Origin of the sequence: Microbacterium sp. NPDC055910 (genome assembly GCF_042271185.1) — a bacterium.
GTDB lineage: Bacteria > Actinomycetota > Actinomycetes > Actinomycetales > Microbacteriaceae > Microbacterium.
The window spans coordinates 176,481-200,336 of sequence record NZ_JBHJZS010000002.1 but is presented as its reverse complement, the minus strand read 5'-3'; the positions used below and the strand labels follow the sequence as shown (position 1 = coordinate 200,336).

The 23,856-nt window shown below is 67.7% G+C and carries 20 protein-coding genes and 1 tRNA gene; 11 read left to right on the top strand and 10 right to left on the bottom strand.

Annotated features, from left to right (window positions below; all coding sequences use genetic code 11):
• Nucleotides 1-7 precede the first annotated feature (7 nt).
• Both ACFC3F_RS02310 and ACFC3F_RS02305 read left to right on the top strand, forming a co-directional pair.
• On the top strand, nt 8-202 hold the full coding sequence (locus tag ACFC3F_RS02310; protein WP_376126089.1) for a type II toxin-antitoxin system VapC family toxin: 195 nt from the start codon (nt 8-10) through the stop codon (nt 200-202).
• Nucleotides 203-418: 216 nt separating this feature from the next.
• On the top strand, nt 419-967 hold the full coding sequence (locus tag ACFC3F_RS02305) for an OsmC family protein (protein WP_376126087.1): 549 nt from the start codon (nt 419-421) through the stop codon (nt 965-967).
• Nucleotides 968-1,030: 63 nt separating this feature from the next.
• Here ACFC3F_RS02305 and ACFC3F_RS02300 read toward each other — a convergent pair whose 3' ends face one another.
• On the bottom strand, nt 1,031-1,576 hold the full coding sequence (locus ACFC3F_RS02300; protein ID WP_376126084.1) for a dihydrofolate reductase family protein: 546 nt from the start codon (nt 1,574-1,576) through the stop codon (nt 1,031-1,033).
• Between the two features lie 240 nt (nt 1,577-1,816).
• Here ACFC3F_RS02300 and ACFC3F_RS02295 point away from each other — a divergent pair, with 240 nt between their 5' ends.
• The 3 genes from ACFC3F_RS02295 (at nt 1,817) to ACFC3F_RS02285 (ending at nt 5,236) form a co-directional block, all read left to right on the top strand.
• Nucleotides 1,817-3,886: a M14 family zinc carboxypeptidase gene (locus tag ACFC3F_RS02295; protein WP_376126081.1), complete on the top strand. Its 2,070-nt coding sequence runs from the start codon at nt 1,817-1,819 to the stop codon at nt 3,884-3,886.
• A gap of 89 nt (nt 3,887-3,975) precedes the next feature.
• On the top strand, nt 3,976-4,413 hold the full coding sequence (gene arfB, locus ACFC3F_RS02290; protein WP_376126078.1) for an alternative ribosome rescue aminoacyl-tRNA hydrolase ArfB: 438 nt from the start codon (nt 3,976-3,978) through the stop codon (nt 4,411-4,413).
• A 67-nt stretch (nt 4,414-4,480) separates the two neighbouring features.
• Entirely contained in the window at nt 4,481-5,236 is a 756-nt protein-coding gene (locus ACFC3F_RS02285) for a hypothetical protein (RefSeq protein ID WP_376126076.1), read from the top strand.
• Nucleotides 5,237-5,244: 8 nt separating this feature from the next.
• Here the strand turns inward: ACFC3F_RS02285 and ACFC3F_RS02280 are convergent, their stop codons facing one another.
• On the bottom strand, nt 5,245-5,502 hold the full coding sequence (locus ACFC3F_RS02280) for a DUF6458 family protein (RefSeq protein WP_376126073.1): 258 nt from the start codon (nt 5,500-5,502) through the stop codon (nt 5,245-5,247).
• A gap of 144 nt (nt 5,503-5,646) precedes the next feature.
• On the opposite strand from ACFC3F_RS02280, the gene ACFC3F_RS02275 reads away from it, so the two are divergent.
• On the top strand, nt 5,647-6,231 hold the full coding sequence (locus tag ACFC3F_RS02275; RefSeq protein WP_376126071.1) for a dihydrofolate reductase family protein: 585 nt from the start codon (nt 5,647-5,649) through the stop codon (nt 6,229-6,231).
• A 3-nt stretch (nt 6,232-6,234) separates the two neighbouring features.
• Here ACFC3F_RS02275 and ACFC3F_RS02270 read toward each other — a convergent pair whose 3' ends face one another.
• The 3 genes from ACFC3F_RS02270 to ACFC3F_RS02260 are packed head-to-tail and all read right to left on the bottom strand — an operon-like array spanning nt 6,235 to nt 9,411.
• The gene (locus tag ACFC3F_RS02270; protein WP_376126068.1) at nt 6,235-6,996 is read right to left on the bottom strand and encodes an SGNH/GDSL hydrolase family protein; all 762 of its coding nucleotides are present in this window, start codon (nt 6,994-6,996) and stop codon (nt 6,235-6,237) included.
• A 19-nt stretch (nt 6,997-7,015) separates the two neighbouring features.
• Nucleotides 7,016-8,350 carry an MFS transporter gene (locus tag ACFC3F_RS02265; protein ID WP_376126065.1) on the bottom strand — a complete coding sequence of 445 codons (1,335 nt, stop codon included), beginning with the start codon at nt 8,348-8,350 and terminating at the stop codon, nt 7,016-7,018.
• A gap of 29 nt (nt 8,351-8,379) precedes the next feature.
• Nucleotides 8,380-9,411 (bottom strand): LLM class flavin-dependent oxidoreductase, encoded by a 1,032-nt coding sequence (locus ACFC3F_RS02260; protein ID WP_376126063.1) that lies wholly within the window; start codon nt 9,409-9,411, stop codon nt 8,380-8,382.
• A 74-nt stretch (nt 9,412-9,485) separates the two neighbouring features.
• Between ACFC3F_RS02260 and ACFC3F_RS02255 the strand changes: the two genes are divergently transcribed.
• A complete protein-coding gene (locus ACFC3F_RS02255; protein ID WP_376126060.1) occupies nt 9,486-10,124 on the top strand; it encodes a phosphoribosyltransferase in 639 nt (212 codons plus the stop codon).
• On the opposite strand, the gene ACFC3F_RS02250 is transcribed toward ACFC3F_RS02255, so the two are convergent.
• Both ACFC3F_RS02250 and polA read right to left on the bottom strand, forming a co-directional pair.
• Complete coding sequence (locus ACFC3F_RS02250; protein ID WP_376126057.1) at nt 10,114-11,787, bottom strand: DUF885 domain-containing protein; 1,674 nt, start codon at nt 11,785-11,787, stop codon at nt 10,114-10,116. The two genes, ACFC3F_RS02255 and ACFC3F_RS02250, sit on opposite strands and share 11 nt — an antisense overlap.
• Nucleotides 11,788-13,022: 1,235 nt before the next feature.
• Nucleotides 13,023-15,656: a DNA polymerase I gene (gene polA, locus ACFC3F_RS02245; protein ID WP_376126054.1), complete on the bottom strand. Its 2,634-nt coding sequence runs from the start codon at nt 15,654-15,656 to the stop codon at nt 13,023-13,025.
• A gap of 47 nt (nt 15,657-15,703) precedes the next feature.
• On the opposite strand from polA, the gene ACFC3F_RS02240 reads away from it, so the two are divergent.
• Nucleotides 15,704-16,141, top strand: coding sequence for a hotdog fold thioesterase (locus ACFC3F_RS02240; RefSeq protein ID WP_376126051.1), 438 nt, complete (start codon nt 15,704-15,706; stop codon nt 16,139-16,141).
• Here the strand turns inward: ACFC3F_RS02240 and ACFC3F_RS02235 are convergent.
• Nucleotides 16,132-16,818, bottom strand: coding sequence for a hypothetical protein (locus ACFC3F_RS02235; protein ID WP_376126048.1), 687 nt, complete (start codon nt 16,816-16,818; stop codon nt 16,132-16,134). The two genes, ACFC3F_RS02240 and ACFC3F_RS02235, sit on opposite strands and share 10 nt — an antisense overlap.
• A 74-nt stretch (nt 16,819-16,892) precedes the next feature.
• Nucleotides 16,893-17,513 carry an ANTAR domain-containing response regulator gene (locus ACFC3F_RS02230; RefSeq protein ID WP_376126045.1) on the bottom strand — a complete coding sequence of 207 codons (621 nt, stop codon included), beginning with the start codon at nt 17,511-17,513 and terminating at the stop codon, nt 16,893-16,895.
• Between the two features lie 55 nt (nt 17,514-17,568).
• Between ACFC3F_RS02230 and ACFC3F_RS02225 the strand changes: the two genes are divergently transcribed.
• From ACFC3F_RS02225 to ACFC3F_RS02215, 3 genes are all read left to right on the top strand, one after another.
• Nucleotides 17,569-17,651 (top strand) — tRNA-Leu (locus tag ACFC3F_RS02225).
• 317 nt (nt 17,652-17,968) lie between these two features.
• Complete coding sequence (locus ACFC3F_RS02220; protein WP_376126042.1) at nt 17,969-20,131, top strand: YhgE/Pip domain-containing protein; 2,163 nt, start codon at nt 17,969-17,971, stop codon at nt 20,129-20,131.
• On the top strand, nt 20,128-22,302 hold the full coding sequence (locus ACFC3F_RS02215; protein ID WP_376126039.1) for a YhgE/Pip family protein: 2,175 nt from the start codon (nt 20,128-20,130) through the stop codon (nt 22,300-22,302). Before ACFC3F_RS02220 ends, ACFC3F_RS02215 begins: the two co-directional genes overlap by 4 nt.
• An 82-nt stretch (nt 22,303-22,384) precedes the next feature.
• On the opposite strand, the gene pyk is transcribed toward ACFC3F_RS02215, so the two are convergent.
• Nucleotides 22,385-23,827, bottom strand: a complete 1,443-nt coding sequence (pyk, locus tag ACFC3F_RS02210; protein ID WP_376126037.1) for a pyruvate kinase — start codon at nt 23,825-23,827, stop codon at nt 22,385-22,387.
• Nucleotides 23,828-23,856: the final 29 nt, after the last annotated feature.

Genomic DNA, 23,856 nt, shown 5'->3' with positions numbered 1-23,856 from the left:
TGGCCTGGTGGCTATCATCGCCGTCGACGACACTCAGGCTGCGCTGGCATCAGCCGCGTGGCGTCGTTTCGGTAAAGGGCGACACGAAGCCGGCCTCACCTTCGGCGACTGCTTCTCGTACGCGTTGTCACGGCATCTGGGCGTCCCTCTGCTCTACAAGAGTCAGGACTTCTCGCGCACCGATGTCGCTTCCGCGATGTAGCCGATAATGCACATTATGTCAGTACGCGGATGACGTCTTCCGTTGCGTGCGCTCTCCCGCGCAACTCGCGCTGCGGGTTCTCATCGTCCAATGGTCCGTCCGCGAGTACTGACTGTGGCCGGTCATGATTACGTCGGGTCACCAGTAACCTGCGGTTGTGACCTCGTGTTACCGATCGCGCGCTTCCTCACGCTGGTCGGACCTAACGTGACCGATATGACTCTTCTCGACACCTCCGTCGCTCAGACCACCGCCGATGACCGTGCCGCACGGCTCACCGCCGCCGCTGACTCCTGGAACGAACGCATCGCTGCCGACGCCAACAGTGCCCGCCTCACTTACCGTGTCAGCGGAGAAGGATCCGGCTCGGTTGCGAGCGTCATCCGCGCGGGCAAGCATGAGTTCGTCGTCGACGAGCCCGCAGCGCTGGCTGGCGACGACGTCGCGGCCAGCCCCGTCGAGTACGCCCTCGGTGCGCTGATCTCGTGCCAGATCGTCGTCTACCGCCTCTATGCGCAGGCGCTCGGCATCCAGGTCGATGACATCCGCGTCGACGCCGAGGGCGACCTCGATGCGCGTCGGCTGTTCGGCATCGACGAGACCGTGCGCGCCGGGTTCAGCGATGTGCGCCTGAACATCCGCATCGACGGTCCCGAGACGCAGGAGCGCTACGACGAACTGAAGAACGTCGTCGACGCGCACTGCCCCGTGCTCGACCTCTTCGCGAACCCGACGCCGACCAGCATCACCGTCGCGAAGGGCTGATCGGCCGCCTCTCCCCCGTGTGGACGATCATCATGGTCGCATGACGTCGGTCGTCATTTTCGTTCATCGATTCGGGACGTAGGTGAGCGCGACGGCTCCCGAGTCGAACTCCACGCGACCCACGAGCGCGAGATCCAGCGGTGCGGGCAGCCCGTCGAACAATCGCGGACCGTGTCCCGCGATCCGCGGCAGCACGATGAACTCGTACTCGTCGATGAGGCCCCACCCCGCCAATGCCGTCGGAAGCGTCACTCCACCCGTGTAGAGGCTCTCGCCGGGCATCTCCTTCAGCCGCTGTACTTCCCGTCGCAGATCGCCGCGAAGAAGCTGCGCATTCCAGTCGACTGAGGTCAGAGACGAGGACACGACGAACTTCTCTGCGGCACCGATCGTCTCCGCGAACGGGTGGGTCCATTCAGGCATGTCGTCCGATATCGGGGCCCGCCAGGCACCCTCCATCATCTGATAGGTCACGCGACCGAGGATCAGGGCGTCGGCACGTGCGATGATGTCCGTCGCGTAGCGGTGGCTTTCCGGATCGGGAACCCCCTCCCGATGGTCGACGCAGCCGTCGAGCGTGACGTTTATGGAGTACCTGAGCGTGCGCATGCGAGGAGACTACGATGCGGATGCTGCGCGATAAAGGCCGCGTGCGCAGCATCCGATCACGGCGAGGCCTCTGCCGCTGCTCGCCGAATTGCACAGCCGCTCCGCCCGCGTACGAAAGATGACGTTCGGAGACGTCGCGTATCGCCGTGTTACGAGCGCCTTGAGCCGGCTTCGCCGCGCTCCCTAGCGTGACGAGGGCGCTCCTCCCCCTGAGCAGCGACTCGAGAAAAGGACTCCCCCATGTCACGCCACTCCACCCGTGTCACCGCGCTCGCGGCCACGGCCGCACTCGCCGTCGGCGGCATTCTGATCGCGCCCGGCGCGGCATTCTCCGCCGAGGACGACGACGTCCGACTCTTCACGCTCGACGGCGACGACAGCGCGGCTGCGGGTGACCTGGACGTCATCGGATCCGACGCGCACGGCCTCATCGTGCTCGGCGACGCGAGCACCGAGGCACTGCTCGCGGACCGCGGCGTCACGCCGGTCGCCGTAGCGCCGTACGCCGCAACGATCGGCGGCGACACTGCAGCCGTCTTCCGCGCGGCCCGCTCCGCTGTCGCCGCGACGAACTACCCGGTTCCCGAGCGTCTCTCCGGCACGGAGTACGAAACGTACTTCGGCGGATACCGCACGGTCGATGCGTACACCGAGTTCGCGCACGACATCGTCGAGGCCTACCCCGAGGTGGCCGAACTCGTCGACTTCGGAGACTCGTGGCTGAAGACCCAGGACCGCGGCGGCAACGACCTGCTCGCCGTGCGCCTCACGGCCGACGTCGCCGACCAGCCCGCGCCGACGGACGGGCAGGAAGGTCGTCCGCGCTTCGTGCTCGTCGCCCAGGCGCACGCGCGCGAGGTCATCACGAGTGAGCTCGCGTGGCGCTACGCGACCGAGCTGCTCGACGGCTACGGCTCCGACCCGCAGGTCACGGCACTGCTGGACAGCACCGAGGTCTGGATCAACTTCCAGAACAACCCCGACGGTGCCGAGCTCGTCGAAACGGCGCTCGCGACCTCTCCGGTTAATGCCAACGGTGACGCCACTCCCCCGAACACGTCGAAGGCGTGGCAGCGCAAGAACGTCAACGACACGCTGTTCGCGCCGACCAGCGACAGCTGGAGCAGCCAGCAGCCGGGTGTCGACCTGAACCGCAACTGGGCCTTCCACTGGGCCGAGGCCTCGACGAGCTCGAACCCCAACGCGGGCACCTATACGGGTGTGGCACCGCACTCCGAACCCGAGATCCAAGCACTCTCGGGCCTGCTCACCGACCTGTTCGGCTCGTTCACGGCCGAGAACACGCAGGCGGCGCCGGATACGCGCACCGGCACGTACGTCAACCTGCATTCGTACTCCGACTACGTCATCTACCCGTATGCCTACTCGGCCACCGATGCCGTTCCGAACCTCGAACCGATCAAGGCGAACGCGTTCCGCCAGTCGTACGCCAACGGGTTCGCCACGGGCAAGGCGGGTGAGATCCTCTACAACAACTCGGGCAACGACATCGACTGGATCTACTCGCAGCTCGGTGTGCCCGCGTACACCTACGAGATCGGCACGTCGCGCACGGGCGGATTCTTCCCGTCCTACACCCGCGTCGACGAGTTCTGGAACAAGGTCGCTCCCGGCATCCGCTATGCGGCCGAAGCCGCCTACCAGCCCTACACCGCGGGCCTGGGCGGGGTGATCGACCACGTCGCGGCTGATCGCGCCGAGAACGGCGATATCACGATCACCGGCGTCGCCAGCGATGACCGTTACGGCGCCGAGCCGCGGTCGGCCGAGCGCCGCCCGGCCGTCACCGACATCGTCGCCGTCGAGGCGGCGCTCGCCGCCGACCGTGCGTCGATCGGTGAGACCGCGCCGCTCACGCTCGACGGCACGGGGCACACGGTGGGCTTCGCCGGCAGCATCCCCCTGACCGCCGACAACGCCGACGACCGGTCCGTGTTCGTCAGGGCCAAGAACGGCAGCGGTCAGTGGGGTCCGTGGCGCGCAGCCGTCGCACCGGCGCAGCTCCCCGTGACGGTCGAGGTCACCCCGCGCACTCTCGCCGGCAAGGGCTATGTGTCCATCGCCGTGACCAACGACGCGGACGTTCCGGTCGACGTCGTCGTGACGACAGCCTTCGGCGGCAAGTCGTTCGCGAAGGTCGCACCGGGCAACACGGCGGCTGTCTCGGTGAACACGCGCCTCGTGCAGGTGCCGGCTCACTCGACCGACGTCTCTGTCTCGGGCGTGGTCAACGGCCGCGCCGTCACCGAGACCGATTCGACCTGGCACCCGGCGTACAGCACGCGCTGACGCCGACACCGAAGGGAGGGGTGCGCACCCGCGCGCCCCTCTCCTCTGTCGTTGGCACCGTGCCCACGCGGCAGGGGGATGATGGATCCATGCCCGCCGCTCACCGCCCCGGTCTTCGGGTCGACTCGAGGATCACGATTCCCGAGTCCGAGCTGTCGTGGCGCTTCTCCCGATCGTCCGGTCCCGGCGGGCAGGGTGTCAACACCGCCGACTCCCGGGTCGAACTCGTCTGGGACGTCGCCGGCTCAGCCGTTCTCTCGCCGCTCCAGCGCGAGCGGGTGCTCGACCGGCTGAGCGGGCGGCTCGTCAACGGCGTGGTCACGGTCGTCGCATCCGAGTATCGCGCGCAGCTGCGCAATCGGGATGCCGCGCGCACGAGGCTGGCAGAGCTCGTGGCCGACGCGGTTCGCCCGCCCGCGCGTGCGCGACGGACGACGAAGCCGACGCGAGGCTCGAAGGAGCGGCGCCTGGCGCAGAAGAAGCGCCGCACCGACGTCAAGAAGCTGCGCCGTCCGCCCACGGACTGACCGTCGGTGGAGAGCGGCACCGTGCCTGGCGGCGGCGGCACTGCGACAGTGTGCGACGATGCTTGCGATGGACGAGACGACCCGAGAAGAGCTGCGGATGCTGCGTGCCCGCGCCTACGGGCGTGAGGCCGACATCGATGTCGACCCCTCGGCGCAGCACCGGCTCGAAGAGCTCGAGCGCCTCGCGCGACCGACGCAGCGGCGGACCGATACGGACGAGCACGTCGACACGACGGATCCCTCGCGAGAAGACGCGCCGGTCGTCGAGGTCGTACCGGCTGCTGCGGAGAGCTCCCTGCCGTCCGCACCCGGTGACGACATCCCTCCCCGGCCGTCACTCCCCCGGCGCACGCTCGCGCTGTGGATCGCCTCCGTCGTCGTCGCGCTGCTGGTGGGCGTCGCGGCGACGGTCGGGGTCTCCGGCATCTCGGCCCTCGGCGGCGGCAGCGTGCGGCAGGTCGCGACGCTGCACGCGATCGACGATTTCGACTGGCCCGAGTTCGTCGGGGTCGCCGGTACGGGCTCAGCCGGCTACGACGACTTCTACGGCCTCACCCCGCTGCGCCCCAGGGGCGGGTACTTCGCCGGCGGCGTCGAGCAGGAATGCCTGCTCGTGGTGTTCACCGAGGACATCGAGACGGGCGCCGAGTACCCGCAGGGCGGCATGTTCTCGGGCTGCGGCACGGGCGCCTTTCCCGCGACGCTGCAGTTCCCGGTAGATGCGGGCCTGCCCGACGAACTGCGGGAGCGGTTTCCCGAGGGCAGCGCCCTGCAGTTCGTCCTCGACGGCGACCGTGTCGTCGTCTTCTCCGACGCCGGATGAACGGCGGGTCAGATCACGTCGTCGTCGGCCCGCGTCGTCCGACGCGTGACCTGCTCGCCCACGGTGGGATCGACCGAGGTGCGGGTCACGGAGTCGGTCTGCCGGCGACGGGCCAGCAGAATCAGCCCGATGATGAACACGAGCGCGCCCGCTCCCATCAGGATGTAGCCGATGAGGTCGAGATTCACCCACTCCACCTCGACGTTGACGGCGAACGCGAGGATCGCGCCGACGACGAACAGCAGTACTCCGGCACCGATGCTCATGATTCTCCCTCCCGGAACGCGTGACGTGTTCCGTTCTCGACCGATCGTCCGGGATGCCGCACCTCACGCCAACCGCTTGACAGGCCGTCCGCCGGTCGATTAGGGCGCGGTCTCGTGTCGGCGGCGGGCGCTAACGTGTCCGCCATGACACGCGCCATCTTCTCCACCGCGACCACGCTCAACGGCTTCATCGCCACCGACGACGACTCGCTCGACTGGCTCTTCGCGGCGCCCGGCGGCGAGGGCGGCGATGCCGATTTCCAGTGGTTCCTCGACGGCATCGGCGTGCTCGTGCAGGGGTCATCGACCTACGAGTGGGTCGTGCAGCACGAAGATCTGGTCGCGCACCCCGAGAAGTGGCCCGCATATTACGGCACGAGACCGACTTGGGTGTTCACGACTCGCGATCTGCCGTCGATTCCCGGGGCTGATGTGCGCTTCGCGTCCGGCGATGTGCGGGAATCCTGGCCGGCGATCGTCGAGTCGGCGGGCGACCGCGACGTCTGGATCGTCGGGGGCGGCGACCTCGCGGGGCAGTTCGCCGACGCCGGGTTGCTCGATGAGGTCCGGCTCTCGGTCGCTCCTGCGACGCTGCGGTCGGGCAAGCCGCTGCTGCCGCGTGCCCTGGGCGCCGACGTGCTCGAGCTCGTCGCCGTCCGTCAGGCCGGTGCGTTCGCCGAACTCACCTACTCCGTGCGGCGGGTGCGCCCCACGGAGGAACCTCGATGACCCTCAGCCCGGCGACGGGGCGACCTCGGTCCAGGCGCCGAACTTCGGCTCGCGGCCGTCGCCCGACGAGGTGCCCGAGAGGCGGCGCCGCAGCCACGGGCCGACGTGCTCGCGATAATAGGCCGCGCCGCGTGCCCCCGTCGCCGCGGCGGTGGGCAGCGACCACCACTCCTGGGGCGGCTCGAAGCCGAGCGCCGTGAGCACGCGCGCGGCGACCCGGTGGTGCCCGCGCGAATTCATGTGCAGCCGGTCCTCCGACCAGTACGGCGCCGTGGACAGCTCGAGGTCGGGCCAGTTGAGGGCCCGGACGATGTCGCGTCGATCGGCGATGTGCGCGACGACAGCGGCCGACAGCACATCACCGCGCCGCTGGATGACCCGCCGCAGCGGCAGCTGTCCGGACGGGTTCGCGCCCGACAGCAGGATCAGCCGCACGCCCTCCTCGTCGCACCGGCGGATGACCCTGTCGAAGGCCGACAGCACGTGCGCCATGCTCGTGCGCGGGCGCAGCATGTCGTTGCCTCCGCCGTTGAACGACAGGTGCGTCGGCTTCAGGGCGAGTGCGGGTTCGAGCTGCTCGTCGACGATGGGCCACACGAGCTTGCCCCGGATCGCGAGATTGGCGTAGGAGATCGGCCGGCCCGCGGCATCCGCCCACCCTTGAGCTGCGAGGTCGGCCCAGCCCCGAACACGACCGTCGGGAAGGTCGTCGCCCACGCCTTCGGTGAACGAGTCGCCGATGGCGACGTAGCGAACGGAGGTCACCGCACCAGCGTACGGCCGCTCACCGGTCATCGAGTGCGCGTCCGCGCCGATCGACGAGACCCCACGCGGCGGCGGCCGCCACGATGAAGAACACCGCGAACAGCACGAAGAGCAGCGGCGCCCCGCCCGCGAGGAGCAGCGGCGGCACGCTCAGCGGCGCGATGATCGACGCGATTCGCCCGACGCCGGCGGCCCATCCCGATCCGGTCGCGCGCAGCGACGTCGGGTACATCTCGGGTGTCACGGCGTAGAGCGCTCCCCACGCGCCGAGGTTGAAGAACGACAGCGCCATGCCCGCCGCGATCACGGCACCCTCGGTCGTCGCCGTGCCGAAGAAGACCGCCGCGGTGGCCGAGCCCACGAGGAACACCGACAGGGTCGCCCGGCGACCCCACACCTCGATGAGCCACGCGGCCACGGCATAGCCGGGCAGCTGCGCGAGCGTGATGATGAGGGTGAACCCGAACGAGCGCACGAGGTCGTAGCCCTGCGAGACGAGGATCGACGGAATCCAGATGAAGGCGCCGTAGTACGAGAAGTTCACGCAGAACCACACGACCCACAGGCTGAGGGTCCGCACGCGGAACTCCCGCGCCCAGAGCGCCCCGAGACGCGACGAGAGCGAGGTCGCGACAGGGGCGTCCACGACGCTGAGGGTGACGGTCGGTGAGGCGACGCCGGCGGAGCGCTCGAAGGAGCGCACGATCTCCTCCGCACGCGCGTGCTTTCCGCGCCGGTTGAGCCACCGCGCCGACTCAGGGAGCCCCCACCGCACGATGATGGCGTAGGCCGCGGGGATGGCGCCGAGCGCGAACGCCCAGCGCCAGCCGTCATCCGAGCCGGGGATCACGAGGAAGCCGATGAGCGCCGCCGCAGTCCACCCCACGGCCCAGAACGCCTCGAGGATCACGATGAGCCGCCCGCGCATGCGCGCCGGGGCGAACTCGCTCACGTAGGTCGATGCGACGGGCAGCTCCGCGCCGAGTCCGAGTCCGACGAGGAATCGCAGCACGAGCAGCGCGGCCAGACCCCCGACGAGCGCGCTCGCCCCCGTCGCGAGGCCGTAGACGAGCAGCGTCGCGGCGAAGACCTGGCGGCGCCCGAATCGATCGGCGAGCAGGCCGCCGACACTCGCCCCGATCGCCATGCCGATGAAACCCACCGACGCGATCCACGCCGTCTCGCCCGGCTGCAGCGACCACTGCGCGGCCAACGCCGCGATGACGAACGAGATGAGGCCGACGTCCATCGCATCCAGCGCCCAGCCGAGCCCCGACCCGGTGAGCACGCGCAGGTGACGCTTCGTGAACGGCAGTGCGTCGAGACGCTCGGGGATCGTGGCGGCATCGGTCATATCGTCATGCTACGGATGCCGCGCACGCCTCACGACAGCATGTCGCGCACGAGCGGGACGACTTTCGATCCGTACAGCTCGATCGAGCGCATCATCTTCTCGTGCGACAGCGTTCCCGTCGAGAACTTCATGTCGAAGCGCTGCACGCCGAGCGTGCGCACCGTGTCGGCGATCTTCCGCGCCACCGTCTCGGGTGAGCCGGCGTACACGGCGCCCTCCGGTCCGACGTCGTGCTGGAATCGCAGTCGGTTGTAGGCGGGCCACCCGCGCTCGCGCCCGATGGTGTTGTTGAGGGATTCGAAGCCCGGGTAGGCCTCGTCCCACGCCTGCTGGTCGGTTTCGGCGACGTGTCCCGGCGAGTGCACGCCGATCGGCAGCGTCTCGCGGCCGAACGATGCGAGCGAGCGGTGGTACAGGTCGACGAACGGGCGGAAGCGTCCCGCCGGTCCGCCGATGATGGCGAGCATGAGCCCGTAGCCGTATCGCGCCGTGCGAACGACGGACTCGGGTGATCCGCCCACCCCGACCCATGCCTTGAGGCCGTTCTCGGTCTTGGGGTAGACGTCTGCGTCCTGCAGCGCCGCGCGGGTCGTGCCGTTCCAGGTCACCGGCTTTTCGGTCATGAGCTGCGAGAAGAGGTCGAGCTTCTCGTCGAAGAGCACCTCGTAATCGCTCAGGTCGTAGCCGAACAGCGGGAACGACTCGATGAACGATCCGCGACCGAGGATGACCTCGGCGCGTCCGTTCGAGACGGCGTCGAGCGTCGCGAACCGCTCGTACACGCGCACGGGATCGTCGCTCGAGAGCACCGTCACCGCGGTTCCGAGATGGATCGAGGACGTGACGGATGCTGCCGCCGCGAGCACGATCTCGGGACTCGATACGGCGAACTCAGGACGGTGGTGCTCCCCCACGCCGAAGAACGACAGCCCGACCTCGTCGGCGCGGACCGCCTGGGCGACGACCTGCCGGATCGTCTCCGCGTCCGACACGGGCGCGCCGGTCTCATCCGTCGTGATGTCGCCGAACGTGTCGAGTCCGAACTGGATATCCGTGGTCATGCGTGCACTCCTTCATTCACATGAATGCAAACCGATCCCCTTGCCGGCGCATTCCCGCGGCGTAGAGTGGGCGCGTGGCCATCTTCGCGGATCGGGTCGATGCCGGCGAGCAGCTGAGCGACGCGCTCACCACGTGGGCGCGGACGGATGCGGTCGTGCTCGGCATCCCGCGTGGCGGCGTCGTCGTGGCCGCTGTCGTCGCGCGGCGACTCCAGCTCCCCCTCGATGTCGCGGTCGTGCGCAAGCTCGGTGCTCCCGACCGCGAGGAATACGCCGTCGGCGCGATCGCCGAGGGCGTTCGCATCGTCCACGACGACGTCCTGCGGGACGGAAACGTGACTGACGAGCAGCTCGCGAGCGTCGAAGCGCGCGAGCGGATCGAGCTCGATCGACGGAGCCGGGCGTTCGGGGCGGCGCCGCTCGACCTCACCGACCGCACCGTGCTCATCGTCGACGACGGCGTCGCGACGGGAGCGACGATGAACGCCGCCTGCCGGTCGGCGAAGGCCCGCGGCGCGGCGCACGTCGTCGTGGCGGTTCCCGTGGCGCCGCGCACGTGGCGACCGGATGCTGCCGCCGACGAGTTCGTCTGCCCGCATCGCGAGAGCGAGTTCTGGGCTGTCGGACCGTTCTACGACGACTTCACCCAGACGAGCGACGACGAGGTCATCCGGCTGCTGCGAGACGATCCGTCCGGCATGGTCAGCGACTGAGCGCCGAACGCAGCGTGTCCAGCCCCACACCGCCGACGTCGAGGGCGCGCTTGTGGAACGCCTTGATGTCGAACGCGTCGCCTTGGCGGGTGCGCACGTCGTCGCGCAGCTGCTCCCAGATGCGCTGACCGACCTTGTACGACGGTGCCTGCCCGGGCCAGCCCAGATAGCGGTTGACCTCGAACTGCACGAACTCGTCGGGCATGTTGACGTTGCTGCGCATGAAGTCGAGCGCGTAGTCGTGGTCCCATGTGCGCTGCCCGTCGAGCCGCGGCTTCTCGAGGTGCACGCCGATGTCGAGCACGACGCGGGCGGCGCGCATGCGCTGGCCGTCGAGCATGCCGAGCCGGTCGGCGGGGTCGTCGAGATAGCCGAGCTCCTGCATGAGGCGCTCGGCGTACAGTGCCCAGCCCTCGGCGTGGCCGCTCGTGCCCGCGAGCAGGCGGCGCCACGAGTTGAGCTGCGCACGGTTGTAGACCGCCTGCGCGATCTGCAGGTGGTGGCCGGGAACGCCCTCGTGATAGACCGTCGTCAGCTCGCGCCACGTGTCGAACTCGGTGACGCCCTCGGGCACCGACCACCACATGCGGCCGGGGCGCGAGAAGTCATCGGTCGGACCCGTGTAGTAGATCCCGCCTTCCTTCGTCGGTGCGATCATGCACTCGAGACGGCGGATCGGCTCGGCGATGTCGAAATGCGTGCGCCCGAGCTCGTCGACGGCGCGGTCGCTCGTCTGTTGCATCCAGGTCTGCAGCGCCTCGGTGCCGTAGAGCTTGCGCGACGGGTCCTGCTCGAGCAGGGCGACGGCCTCTTCGACGGATGCACCGGGGGCGATCTCGTTCGCGATCGCGGTCTGCTCGGCCACCATGCGGGCGAGCTCTTGAATCCCCCACTCGTAGGTCTCGTCGAGATCGATCGTCGCCCCGAGGAACCGACGCGAGTTGAGGGCGTAGAGCTCGCGACCCACGGCGTCCTTCTCGGTCGCGGCCGGCGCGAGCTCGGTCGAGAAGAAGTGGGCGAGGGCATCGTAGGCGACGCGCGCGGCGCCCGCCCCGTCGGCGATCTCGCGCGCGAGCGACGCGGGAAGCTGCCCGTCCGCCGGGGCCGCCTCGGCGGCGAACTCCGCGAAGAACCCGTTGTCGGCCGTGTAGCGCGCGATCTGGGTCACGCACTCGACGACCTGGCGACGCGCGGGCACGACCCCCTCGGCGATGCCGGTGCGCAGCGTCTCGATGTACCCGTCGATCGCGGCGGGCACGGCGCCGAGCCGCGTCGCGATCGTCGCCCAGTCCTCGGTCGTCTCGGTCGGCATGAGGTCGAACGTCGAGCGGATGTCCTGCACGGGCGAGGCGATGACGTTGACGTCGCGCAGGTGCTGCCGCGCCTCGTGCAGCTCGAGGTCGAGTTCGAGCTCGCGCGCGAGGTCTTCTTTCGTGACGGCGTCGATCTCGTCGGACGGCTCGGTGCGGCGCAGTTCCGCGAGCGTTGCCCGCGTCGCCTCGACACGGGCCTCGTGGCCGGCGGGTGAGAAGTCGGCGAGTCGGCCGTTGTGTTCGAACCGGCCGATGTAGGTCGCGACCGACGGGTCGAGCTCGGCGTAGGCGTCCACCCACGCGTCGGCGATCTCGTCGATCGGGGTGGGGGTGCGTGCAGTGTCGGTCATGGCATCGAGCCTAGTGCGGGCGCAATCCTTGGTCTTTGGCGCCAGGGTATTGCCCGACTCCGCCAGTCGGCACGCTGGACGCCTATTCTACGGAACCGTCTGGTAAGGAGTCCAGGGAATAGCCTTGAGCGAGTATGAGCCCGAAGCTTGATAGCCGAGTCCCGTCCCCGACGTGCGGTAGTTGCCAGCGCCGCAGTTCCCACTAACCGTCACAATATGCAAAATGACGGGTGACCCGTTGTAGACAGCGTTGGTGAAGGAGCACAGCGCTGTCCCTCGCACCAGCCCGGCATCCGCACCCAGTTGTCCTGTCGGGGACGATGCGCCCGTCGTACGCTTGACGTGCACTCCCCCGTATGCTGTGCTTCCTGTGTTAGTGGTGTAGGCCCTTGCCTGATACGAAGTGGGGCTACCGAACGTTTGCCAACTGGAGTATGTAATGGCGTGGGCGGCGCCACTTCCCAACCCGACTATCAGTCCGGCAAGCAGAGTCACTCCAAGCCCGACGCCCACTCGTCGTCTGGCACGATCATTCATGGTGCGGTCACTTCTCATCGGATTCTCCCTCGCCCACGATCGCGCCACCGACCTTGAACTCGCCTACTTGCGTGACGCCATCTGTCAAATAGACGGGGATCATGCGGGTCGTTGGCTGCAGTTTTGCGGCCTCCTCGGGGGTTAGTTCCTCGTCCATCCGAGGTGCAGCGAGGTCAGCTGTGTAGACGTACCCGATCTGTCCGTTGGTTGCGATCGCTTCAACAAGAACGAGTCCCTCAGCCTCGCCTCACTGCCCATACGATTGTCCACCTTCGTTGGTGCCGATCGCTCCTGGGATTGCGCTCACGGCAGGCGTGGGAGCGTCATATGTGCGGTCGATCGGTTGCGACGCCGAGGTTCTATGGGGCTTTGGCACGTGATCCACTGTGGGCTCGGTCACCGCACTCACGGCCAGAGTGCCAATGACGAATCCTCCAAGTGCCATGCCAACCCCCGCGAGAATGAGTTTTCGCATCAGATTCCCGTTCGGCGTAGCTGACTGGGCGATGCGGTTGAGACTAGCGACCTCCACAATTGGCGAGCAAGATCAAAATGGGAACTGCTGCGAACAGGGTGAACGATGGGCGCGTCCCGTGCGCAGCCTTCGTGATGGTTTCGAGGGGAGGAGCAAGAGGTGGATGCCCTCCGCAATGACGCTCGCAATGAAGGGCAGATCTGTCGTTGAGCGAGCGGTCGTGCTAGTGGCCGGCCTCGTTCCAGTCCCCGCCCCGGCCGATCTGCACATCGAGGGGCACGGACAGCTGCGCAGCATCCCCCATACGCTCGCGGACGACGCGTTCAGCGGCATCCCACTCCCCCGGGGCGACCTCGACGACGAGCTCGTCGTGGATCTGCAGCAGCACGCGCGAGGTCAGACCCTCGGCATGGAACTCTTCGTGGATGCGGAACAGTGCGACCTTCATGATGTCGGCGGCGCTGCCCTGAATCGGTGCATTGAGCGCGGCGCGTTCGGCGTTCTCGCGCAACACCCGGTTGGGGCTCGCCAGGTCGGGGAACGGTCGACGGCGGCCGAAGATCGTCTCGGTGTAGCCGTCGATGCGCGCCTGCTCGACCGACGAGCGCAGATAGTCGCGCACGGCGCCGAAGCGGGCGAAGTACTCCATCATGAGCTGCTTCGCCTCGGACTGATCGATCCTCAGCTGCTTCGACAGGCCGAACGCCGACAGACCGTAGACGAGTCCGTACGACATGGCCTTGACCTTCGTGCGCATCTGAGGTGTCACGTCGGCGGGGTCGACCGAGAAGACGCGTGCGCCGACGAAGCGGTGCAGGTCCTCCCCCGAATTGAACGCCTCGATGAGCCCGGGATCTTCGGACAGGTGCGCCATGATGCGCATCTCGATCTGCGAGTAGTCCGCCGTCAGCAGGGTGTCGTAGCCGGTGCCGACCTGGAACGCCGAACGGATGCGCCGGCTCTCTTCGGTGCGGATCGGAATGTTCTGCAGGTTAGGGTCGGTGCTCGACAGACGCCCCGTCTGGCTGCCGGTCTGCAGATACGTCGTGCGGATCCGCCCGTCGTCGCCGATGGCGGCGTCGAGCGATTCGATGATCTGTCGCAGCTTCGTCGCTTCGCGGTGCTGCAGCAGTTGACCGAGGAAGGGGTGCGGATTGCTCTCCTGCAGATCGGCCAGCACAGCGGCATCCGTCGAATAGCCGGTCTTCGTCTTGCGGGTCTTCGGCAGCTGCAGCTCTTCGAAGAGCACCTCCTGCAGCTGCTTGGGTGAACCGAGGTTCACTTCGCGGCCGATCGTCGCATACGCCTCCTGCGCGATCGCGTCGGCGCGTGCGGCCAGTTCGGCGGAGAACGAGGAGAGGTTGTCGTGCGACACGGCGACGCCGGCGAGTTCCATGTCGGCGAGGGTCAGCAGCGTCGGCAATTCGATCTCGTCGAGCACGCGGGTGACCGGCGCGGGAAGCTCGGCCCGCAGCGCCTCGGCGACACGCAGGATGAACCACGACAGCTGCCCGGGCGTGGCCCCCTCGGTCTCGGGGACGAGCTGGGTGGGGTCGGCCTCGGGAAGCTTCTCGCCGAGGTAGCGGTCGACGAGATCGGCGAGCTTCTTGTCGGGAAAGCTGGGGCGCAGCAGCCATCCGGCGAGGATGACGTCGAAGGCGAGATTGCCGACGGCAAGACCCGCGCGGCGCAGCGCCTTGACCTGCGGCTTCGCGTCGGCGTAGACGGCGTCGTCGGCATCGGCCAGCCACGGCGCGACCGCCGCGGCGACGTCGGGAGACCACGACACCTCGACGACCTCGTCGGCGCGCGCGAGCCCGATGCGATGCGGCAGCCCGCCCTCGGTCGTGACGGTCACACCGACGGCGCCTTCTTTGTCTGCCAGCCACGCCGCCAGGTCTGCAGCGGACAGCTCGCGCACGGGCGGCATCTCGGGTGCCGGGGTCGTTGCGGATGCCGTGGCCTGCTCACCTGCTGCCTCGAAGACGCGCGGCAGGAGCGTGCGGAACTCGAGCCTCGCGAAGATGTCACGCACGGCCTGGGCGTCGATCGGCTGCACTTCGAGATCAGCGGGGCCGACGGGGAGCTCGACGTCGCGCAGCAGCCGGTTGAGCGCGCGGTTGCGGCGCACGGCGTCGATGTTGTCGCGCAGGTTGCCGCCGACGACCCCCTTGATCGTGTCGGCTCCGTCGAGCAGCGCATCGAGCGAGCCGAACTGCGTGAGCCACTTCACCGCCGTCTTCTCGCCCACCTTGGGTACGCCGGGCAGGTTGTCGCTCGTCTCACCGACGAGGGCCGCGACGTCGGGGTACTGCTCGGGAGGCACGCCGTAGCGCTCGATGACGGCGTCACGGTCGTAGCGCTTGAGCTGCGAGACGCCCTGCACGTTGGGATAGAGCAGCGTGACGTCGTCGGTGACGAGCTGGATCGTGTCGCGGTCGCCCGAGCACACGAGCACCGAGAAGCCCGCTTCAGCGCCCTGCGTCGCGAGCGTCGCGAGAATGTCGTCGGCCTCGATGTCTTCCTGGAAGAGCACGGGGATGCGCATCGCCGCGAGGCAGTCCTGCAGCAGGGGGATCTGGCCCTTGAACTCGGCCGGGCTCTCGGACCGGTTCGCCTTGTACTCCGCGTACTCGCGGGTGCGGAACGATTGGCGCGACGTGTCGAACGCGACCGCGAGGTGCGTCGGCTTCTCAGCCTTGATGAGGTTGACCAGCATCGCCAGGAACCCGTAGATCCCGTTGGTGTGCTGGCCGTCCTTCGTCGTGAAGTTGTCGACCGGAAGAGCGAAGAACGCCCGGTACGCGAGCGAATGGCCGTCGACGACGAGAAGAGTAGGCTTTGCGGAGTCCGTCACCCTCCCAGCGTAGACGCGAGGTGCGACAGCGTCCGAAAGCGAGACCCATGCCAGAGCCCGTCTCCTCCCCCGCCGCTGTCGACGCGCACGAGTGGCTCACCGCACACGGGGGCGGCGCCCTCGCCGAGAAGATGGGCATGGAGTTCACCGAGTTCTCGGTGCAGCGCTGCGTGGCCACGATGCCGGTCGAGGGCAACACGCAACCCGTCGGGCTCATGCACGGCGGCGCCTATGTCGTTCTCGGCGAATCGCTCGGCTCGATGGCGGCGAATCTGCACGCCGGCCCCGGCCGTCTCGCCCTGGGCATCGATGTCAACGCGACCCACACGCGCGCGGCGACGAGCGGAGTCGTCACGGGCGTGTGCACGCCGATCCACCTCGGCCGGTCGATGACCGTCCATGAGATCGTCGTCACCGACGATCAGGGCCGGCGATGCTCGACCGTGCGCATCACCAACATGATCACCGAGCGACCTCAGGCCTGAGCCGCGGCATCCCGCTTCTGCTTCGCCTCGAACCGGTCCTGGCGGGCCTTCGTCGCGAGGATCGAGACGAGCAGCGCGAGTTCGAACGCGTTCGTGACGGCCCCGCTGTCGAGCGGGATCGGGACGGCGCTTCCCACCGTCATGATGACGGCGCCGACCAGGAGCCAGATCCACCCTTGACGGCGCCAGACGAAGAACCCCGCCAGGATGAGCGCCGCGGCGACGAAGAGCACCATGATCGGCGGGCCGGCGGCATCCGCGTCGGAATAGCTGAGCACCCCGTACTCGGTTCCGGGTTCCAGGGTCAGACCCGCGAGCACCGTGACGATCTCGAACACGATCAGCGCCGCGGTGATGACGACCGCCACGACGGCCGCGATGCGCGTGCGCGCCCACGGCTGACCGGCGCGCCGCACGGCGTGCCATGACCAGACGACGAGCAGGGGCGTCACGAACGCGTGCACCCAGAACCGTCCGGCGCTGAGCCCCTCGAGAAGCGCGCCCTCGCCGATCGCGGCCCCGGCGGCGATCACGGTGTTGTCGTAGACGAGGCCGCCCAGGACGAGAAGCGGCAGGTTCGCCGGTGTCAGCCAGCCGTGCCGCACCCCGAGGGCGATGCCCCAGGCGAGCAGCAGCACGTAGCCGGCGGCGAATCCGGTGAACAGTGCGGTATCCATCCGTCGACTCTGCCGACTTCCGCGAGCGGATGCGACGGCTCGACGCGCGCCGCGACGTCAGGCAGAATGCGGCGTCAGTCCTTCTTGGGCGCGAGCTGCTCGATGATGGCCTTCGCGACGTCCTGCATCGTGAGGCGGCGATCCATCGAGGCTTTCTGGATCCAGCGGAAGGCCTCGGGCTCGGACAGACCCATCTTCTCGTTGAGCAGGCCCTTCGCCCGGTCGACGAGCTTGCGGGTCTCGAAGCGCTCGACCATGTCGGCGACCTCGGCTTCGAGCGTGATGATCTGCTCGTAGCGGGCGAGGGCGATCTCGATGGCCGGCAGCAGGTCGTTCGGCGTGAACGGCTTCACGACGTACGCGAGGGCGCCGGCCTCGCTCGCGCGCTCGACGAGCTCCTTCTGGCTGAAGGCCGTCAGGAGCACGACGGGCGCGATGTGGTTCTTGCTGAGCTTCTCGGCGGCCGAGATGCCGTCGAGCTGCGGCATCTTCACATCCATGATCACCAGATCCGGGCGCAGCTCGGTGGCGAGCTGAACGGCGGTCTCGCCGTCGCCCGCCTCGCCGACGACGTCGAAGCCGTTGTCGCGGAGGATCTCGACGATGTCGAGGCGGATGAGCGATTCATCCTCTGCCACGACGACACGACGAGGTGCGGATGCGGGTGCCCCAACGGGCTGGTCGAGCTCAGTCACCATTGAATCCTACGGTATCGTCGTTCGCGGCAGCGCGCCGGCAGATCGCGCGTGCGCCGGTGTGGCGGAATGGCAGACGCGACCGACTCAAAATCGGTTGCCCGCGAGGGCGTGTGGGTTCGACTCCCACCACCGGTACTTCACTCGTCTTCGCGAGGTCCGTGAAGACGTCGACGGCGTCGGTCCGCATCCGCGGACGAACGGGTCGACCACGGGCCGCCGGGGAAAGTTCACCCCGGGCGTCACCCCGGGCTAACCCGGCTTCGATCCCAGTGTTTGCGCGGAATCTGCGTCGGGACCGGCGTTCGAGCCCGAAACACGGGCCTGATCGAATCGACCCAATGGATATGGTGGGCGCGGCGGACAGAGAGCCGATTTCGTGCGCCGATCCTCAGCCTTTGCGACTGAGTGCGAACAGTTGGGTATTCACGGGAGGCGACCGAAGTATGCGCAACGTGTGGCGTGTTTTCCTTCGCGATCTCAAGCGTTTCGGGCGGGTGCCCCTGGCGTGGGTCATCATCGGCGGAGCGCTCATCACGCCGTGCCTCTACGCGTGGTTCAACATCGTCGCGTTCTGGGATCCCTTCGACAACACGAAGAACCTCAGCATCGCCGTCGTCAATCTCGACGAGGGCGGTTCGACCTCGCTCACCGGCGACCTGAATGTCGGCGACCAGTTGGTGGCGCAGCTCAAAGACAACGACGATCTGGGTTGGCACTTCCTGTCCGAGGACGAGGCCATGGCATCGATCAAGAGCGGTGAGAGCTATGCCGCCTTCGTCGTGCCGGCGACATTCACGGCAGACCTGCTCAGCCTCACCACGGGCGACTTCACCCAGCCCAAGCTGCTCTACTACGTCAATGAGAAGCTGAACGGGGTCGCACCCGAGATCACCGACACGGGCGCCACGACCGTCCAGACGCAGATGACGGACGCCTTCACCAAGCAGGTCGCCAGCGCCGTCGCGACGGCGATCAAGACCGGCGGCGGGGTCGCCGAGCAGGACCTGCTGGATGCCGAGGCCAAGATCATCGACGATCTGGAAGCGGCTGCGCAGATCGTCGCGCAGACCCGTGACCACGTCGGGGAGCTGCAGACGGGGCTCCAGTCAACCCGCGAAGGGCTGCAGAGGGGCGTCGTCACTCTCTCGGACATCGACGGTGCGCTCGGCGGCGTCCAAGGCTCACTGAGCGACGTCCGTGCTCTTTCCGACAAGGCGCAGTCCGATCTTCTGCGCCTCGCCGGTGAAGCCACGACCGGCCACGTCATCGGATCCGCCGAGGTCGCGCAGGGCGCGGCAGCGGCCATCGCCGCGATCGGCAGGGTCACGGCCGCGACGGACTCCCTCTCGGCGGGTGTCGACGCGCAGCGCACGCTCCTGGGAGAAGCGTCCGGCCTCCTGTCGGGCCTCGACGACCAGCTCGCTCAGACCTCGGCAGCGCTCGCGAGCCTCGACGCGGACCTGGCCACGCTCGAAGGGGACATGGGTGCCGCCGTGACGGACCTGCGCGCCGTGGGCGGTGCGGCCGCGTGGCAGGAGCTGCAGACCCTCACGTCGCTGGATCCCGAGCAGATCGCGCAGTTCATGTCGACGCCGGTGGTCGTGGATCAGCACACCATCTTCCCGACCAAGACCTACGGGTCGCTGATGGCTGCCCTGTTCATCAACCTCTCACTGTGGATCGGCGCGTTCGTGCTGGTCGTCATCCTCAAGCTCGAGGTCGACGACGAAGAGGTGCCCGGTCTGACGGAGCGGCAGGGCTACCTCGGTCGCTGGATGCTGTTCGCTTCGATCGCCGTGATGCAGGCCATCACGCTCAGCATCGGCAACCTCATCATCGGCGTGCAGCACGTCAACCCGTTCGTCTTCGTCATCACGCCGATCCTGATCGGACTGAGCTATCTGAGCATCATCTATGCCCTCTCGGTCACGTTCGGCTACATCGGCAAGGGCCTGGTCGTGATCCTGGTGATCATGCAGATTCCCGGGGCTTCGGGGATCTATCCCATCCAGCTCATGCCGGAGTTCTTCCAGTCGCTGTACCCCTTCTTCCCGTTCACCTACGGCATCGACGCCATGCGCGAGGTGATCAGCGGCTTCGCGGGGCTCGCGTACTGGCGCTACATGGGAACGCTGCTGCTCTTCGTCGCCCTGGCGTTCTTCCTGGGGCTCGTGCTGCGTCGAGGCGTGTCCAACCTGACACGACTGTTCACACAGCAGGTCGGCGCGACGGAGCTGTTCACATCGGAGGCCGGCGCACCCTCGGGCCCCGGCTTCCGCCTGAACCACCTGCTGCGTGCGCTGGCGAACCGTGAGAGGTACACGCAGCGGCTGGCCAAACGCGCACTCCCCTTCGCGCGCTCCTATCGGAAGGTGCGCACCGCGATCATCGCGATCGGCTTGTTCGGCATCTTCTTCCTCGCCGGTCTGGCCATGATCTTCCCGGACGACAAGACCGAGTTCGTGGGTCTGTGGATCCTCTGGCTCGTGATCGTGTTCGCGGCCCTCATCACGCTCGAGTACATCCGCTACAGCCTGCGGCTCTCGACCGAGGTGAGTGAGATGCCTGACGCGGAGATACGTCGAGAACTCGCCGAAGTGGAGGCGCGCAAGTGAGCGGTATCTGGGAGCTGTTCCGCGCCGATCTGCGCCGCGCCACCAGCAACGTGATGTCGGTGATCGTGCTGTGCGGCCTGATCGTGATCCCGTCGGCGTTCACCTGGTTCAACGTCATCGGCAGCTGGGAGCCGTTCGACAACACGAAGAACCTGAAGGTCGCCGTCGCGAGCGTCGACGATGGGTACACCAGTGCGCTCATCCCGATGCACGTCAACATCGGCAGCATCGTCGAGTCGGCCCTGCGCGCGAACGACCAGCTCGATTGGATCATCACGTCGGAAGAGGATGCCATCGCCGGCACCACATCCGGCGAATACTATGCCGCGATGGTGCTGCCGAAGGACTTCAGCGAACGCATGCTGACGTTCTACACCGCGGGGTCTCAGCGCACGCAGATCGACTACTACACGAACGACAAATCGAATCCGCTCGCGCCTCTCATCACGAGCGAGGGGGCCGATGACCTCTCCGCGAAGATCAACGCGGAGTTCACCCAGGAGCTCAGCAACATCGCGCTCAGCCTGGTCTCGTCGCTGTCGAAGTCATTGAGCGACTCAGAATCGCAGGCCGCGTTCGCCCGCATCGAGGCGCACGTCGGTCAGGTCGGCGTGCAGCTGCGCGCCGCGTCCGGGACGGCGAGTATGTTCACCGCTCTGCTCGAGTCGAGCGTGCCGCTCGTGGAGAGCACGACGAGCCTGCTGGGTACGGTCGAATCCGAGTTCTCGGCGGCGACGGGCAAGGTGAAGGAAGGCCTCGCCGCTGCGCAGGAGGCGGGCGGCGCGATCGCGCAGGCCACGCAGGCACTGACGACGGCGTTCGAGGCCAGCAGTGCGCAGCTCGGCCGCTTCGAAGGCCAGGTCGACAGGATCTTCTCGGCAGTGGATGCGGATGCCGGTGCGACCATCGCCATGATCGACGAGATGTCCGCCCAGCTCGCCGACCTCATCAGCAAGCATGAGGCGTTGCGGGAACGGCTCGTCGACGATGTCCAGCCGAACATTCCCGAAGAGGACGCACCGGCGTTCGCGGCGATCATCGACAGCCTCGACGCCGCGATCGCGCAGGAGCAGGCACTCCAAGCGCGCCTGCAGGAGACCGCTGACGGAATCGCATCGGGCAACGCCGACGCCCAGCGGTTCCGCGGTCAATTCGACAGCCGGATCGCCGCGGCACAGTCGGCACTGGACAGCGCGAACAGCGTGTACGCGAACGACCTGAAGCCCACTTTCGACCAGATGGGGGCAGAACTCGCCGTCGTCGGTGCCGGGTTGGACGCCATCGGCGGGGACGTGTCCGAGGTCACGCGTGTGGCGGAGGGGGCGGCATCTCTCCTCGTGACCGCCGCGCAGGACAACCGGGCGCTCGCGGACGCGCTGGCCACGGCCGCCGACTCGGTGGACCGCGTGCAGGATGCGCTGTCCAGTGCCATCGACTCCGGCGACTTCAGCATGATCGGCAAGATCATCGGCACGAACCCCTCGGTTCTCGCCCGGGCGATCGCGCAACCCATCGGCCTGGACCGGATCGCGGTCTACCCCGTGGTGAGCTTCGGTGCGGGGATGGCGCCCCTCTATACCGTCCTGTCGCTGTGGGTGGGGGCTCTGCTCATGGCGGTGACACTGCGTGTGGCTCCGCCCACGCGTGCGTCCGAAGGTGGGCCGCAGCTCAAGCTCCACCAGCAGTTCCTCGGACGCTACGCGATCTTCGCGCTGCTGGGTCTGGCGCAGAGCACGTTGGTGTTCCTCGGCAACATCCTGCTCGTCGGGCTCGATCCGGTGCATCCGTTCCTGTTCATGCTCGTGGGGTGGACGACCTCGCTCGTGTTCACGTTCCTCATCTACACGCTGGTCGTATCGTTCAGCGACGCCGGCAAGGCGCTCGCGGTGTTCCTGCTCGTCATCCAGGTGGCCGGCGCGGGCGGTGCGTATCCGCTGTCGCTGCTGCCCGAGTGGTTCCAGAACGTCAGCCCGTTCCTGCCCGCCACGCACGCCATCGATGCGTTCCGGGCCGCGTTGGCGGGGATCTACCAGGCGGACTTGTGGATCTCGCTGGGCTGGCTGCTCGCGTTCATGGTCCCGATGCTCCTGCTGGGACTCGTGCTGCGCAAGCCGTTGATCGGCCTCAACGAGAAGATGGAAGGCATGCTGCAGTCCACCAAGCTCATGTAGGTCGCGCGTGCGCGTCTCGACGCGACCGACGACGAAGGCGGTCACCCCCCCCCGGGTGACCGCCTTCGTCGTTCGCCTGCCGCTACTCGCGGTAGATGGGTGCCTTGCCGTGCACGGCGTCGCCCACCTTGTGGATGCGGATGTCGTTCGTCGACCCGATGATCCCGGGAGGCGATCCCGAGATCACGACGACCTTGTCGCCGACGGCGGCGAGGTCGTTGGCGAGCAGGTAGTCGTCGACCTGGATGAACATCCGGTCGGTGTGCGGCACATGCTCGACGAGCGTGGACTGAACGCCCCACGTGATCGCCATGCGGCGGCGGATGCCGGGTTCGGGCGTGAATCCGAGCATCGGGATGCCGGGGCGAAGACGTGACATGCGCCGCGCCGTGTCGCCGGACTCGGTGAAGATGCAGAGGTACTTCGCCTCGACGAAGTCGGCGACCTCGAGCGCGGCGAGCGTGATCGCCCCGCCCTGCGTGCGGGGCTTCGTCGTGAACGGCTGGATGCGCTCCAGGCCGTGCTCCTCGGTGGACGCGATGATGCGGGCCATCGTCTCGACGACGACGACGGGATAGCGTCCGACGCTCGTCTCGCCCGACAGCATGACGGCGTCGGCGCCGTCGAGCACGGCGTTGGCGACGTCACTCGTCTCGGCGCGCGTGGGAACGGGGTTGTCGATCATCGACTCGAGCATCTGCGTCGCGACGATGACCGGCTTGGCCATGCGACGGCACAGCTCGACGGCGCGCTTCTGCACGATCGGCACGGCCTCGAGCGGAAGCTCGACGCCGAGGTCGCCGCGGGCGACCATGATGCCGTCGAACGCGTCGATGATCTCCTCGAGGTTCTCGACCGCCTGCGGCTTCTCGATCTTCGCGATGACGGGAACGTGGCGTCCTTCTTCGGCCATGATGACGTGCACGCGCTGCACGTCTTTCGCCGAGCGTACGAACGACAAGGCGATGAAGTCCGCTCCGGCCTGCAGGCCCCAGCGCAGATCGGCTTCGTCCTTCTCCGACAGCGCCGGCACGTTGACCGCGACGCCGGGCAGGTTGATGCCCTTGTTGTTCGAGACGGGACCGGCGACGATGACTTTGGTCGTGACGACCGTGCCGTCGGTCTCGATCACTTCGACGCGCACCTTGCCGTCGTCGATCAGCAGGAAGTCCCCCGGCGCGACGTCTTGGGGCAGCCCCTTGAACGTCGTCGACACGATCTCCTTCGTGCCGAGGATGTCCTCGGTGGTGATCTTGAAGATGTCGCCGACGGCGAGCTCGTGCGGCCCGTTCTCGAACTTGCCGAGCCGGATCTTGGGCCCCTGCAGGTCGACGAGGATCGCGACGGCGCGCTGGGCGTCTTCGGCGGCCTTCCGCACGTTGGCGAAGTTGCTCTCGTGGATCGAGTAGTCGCCGTGGCTCAGGTTCAGCCGAGCGACGTCGACGCCGGCATCGATGATCGCGCGGACCATCTCATACGACGAAGTTGCGGGACCCAGGGTGGCGACGATTTTTGCGCGTCTCATCCGTGCTTTCTTCCGTGGTGTGCGAAGTG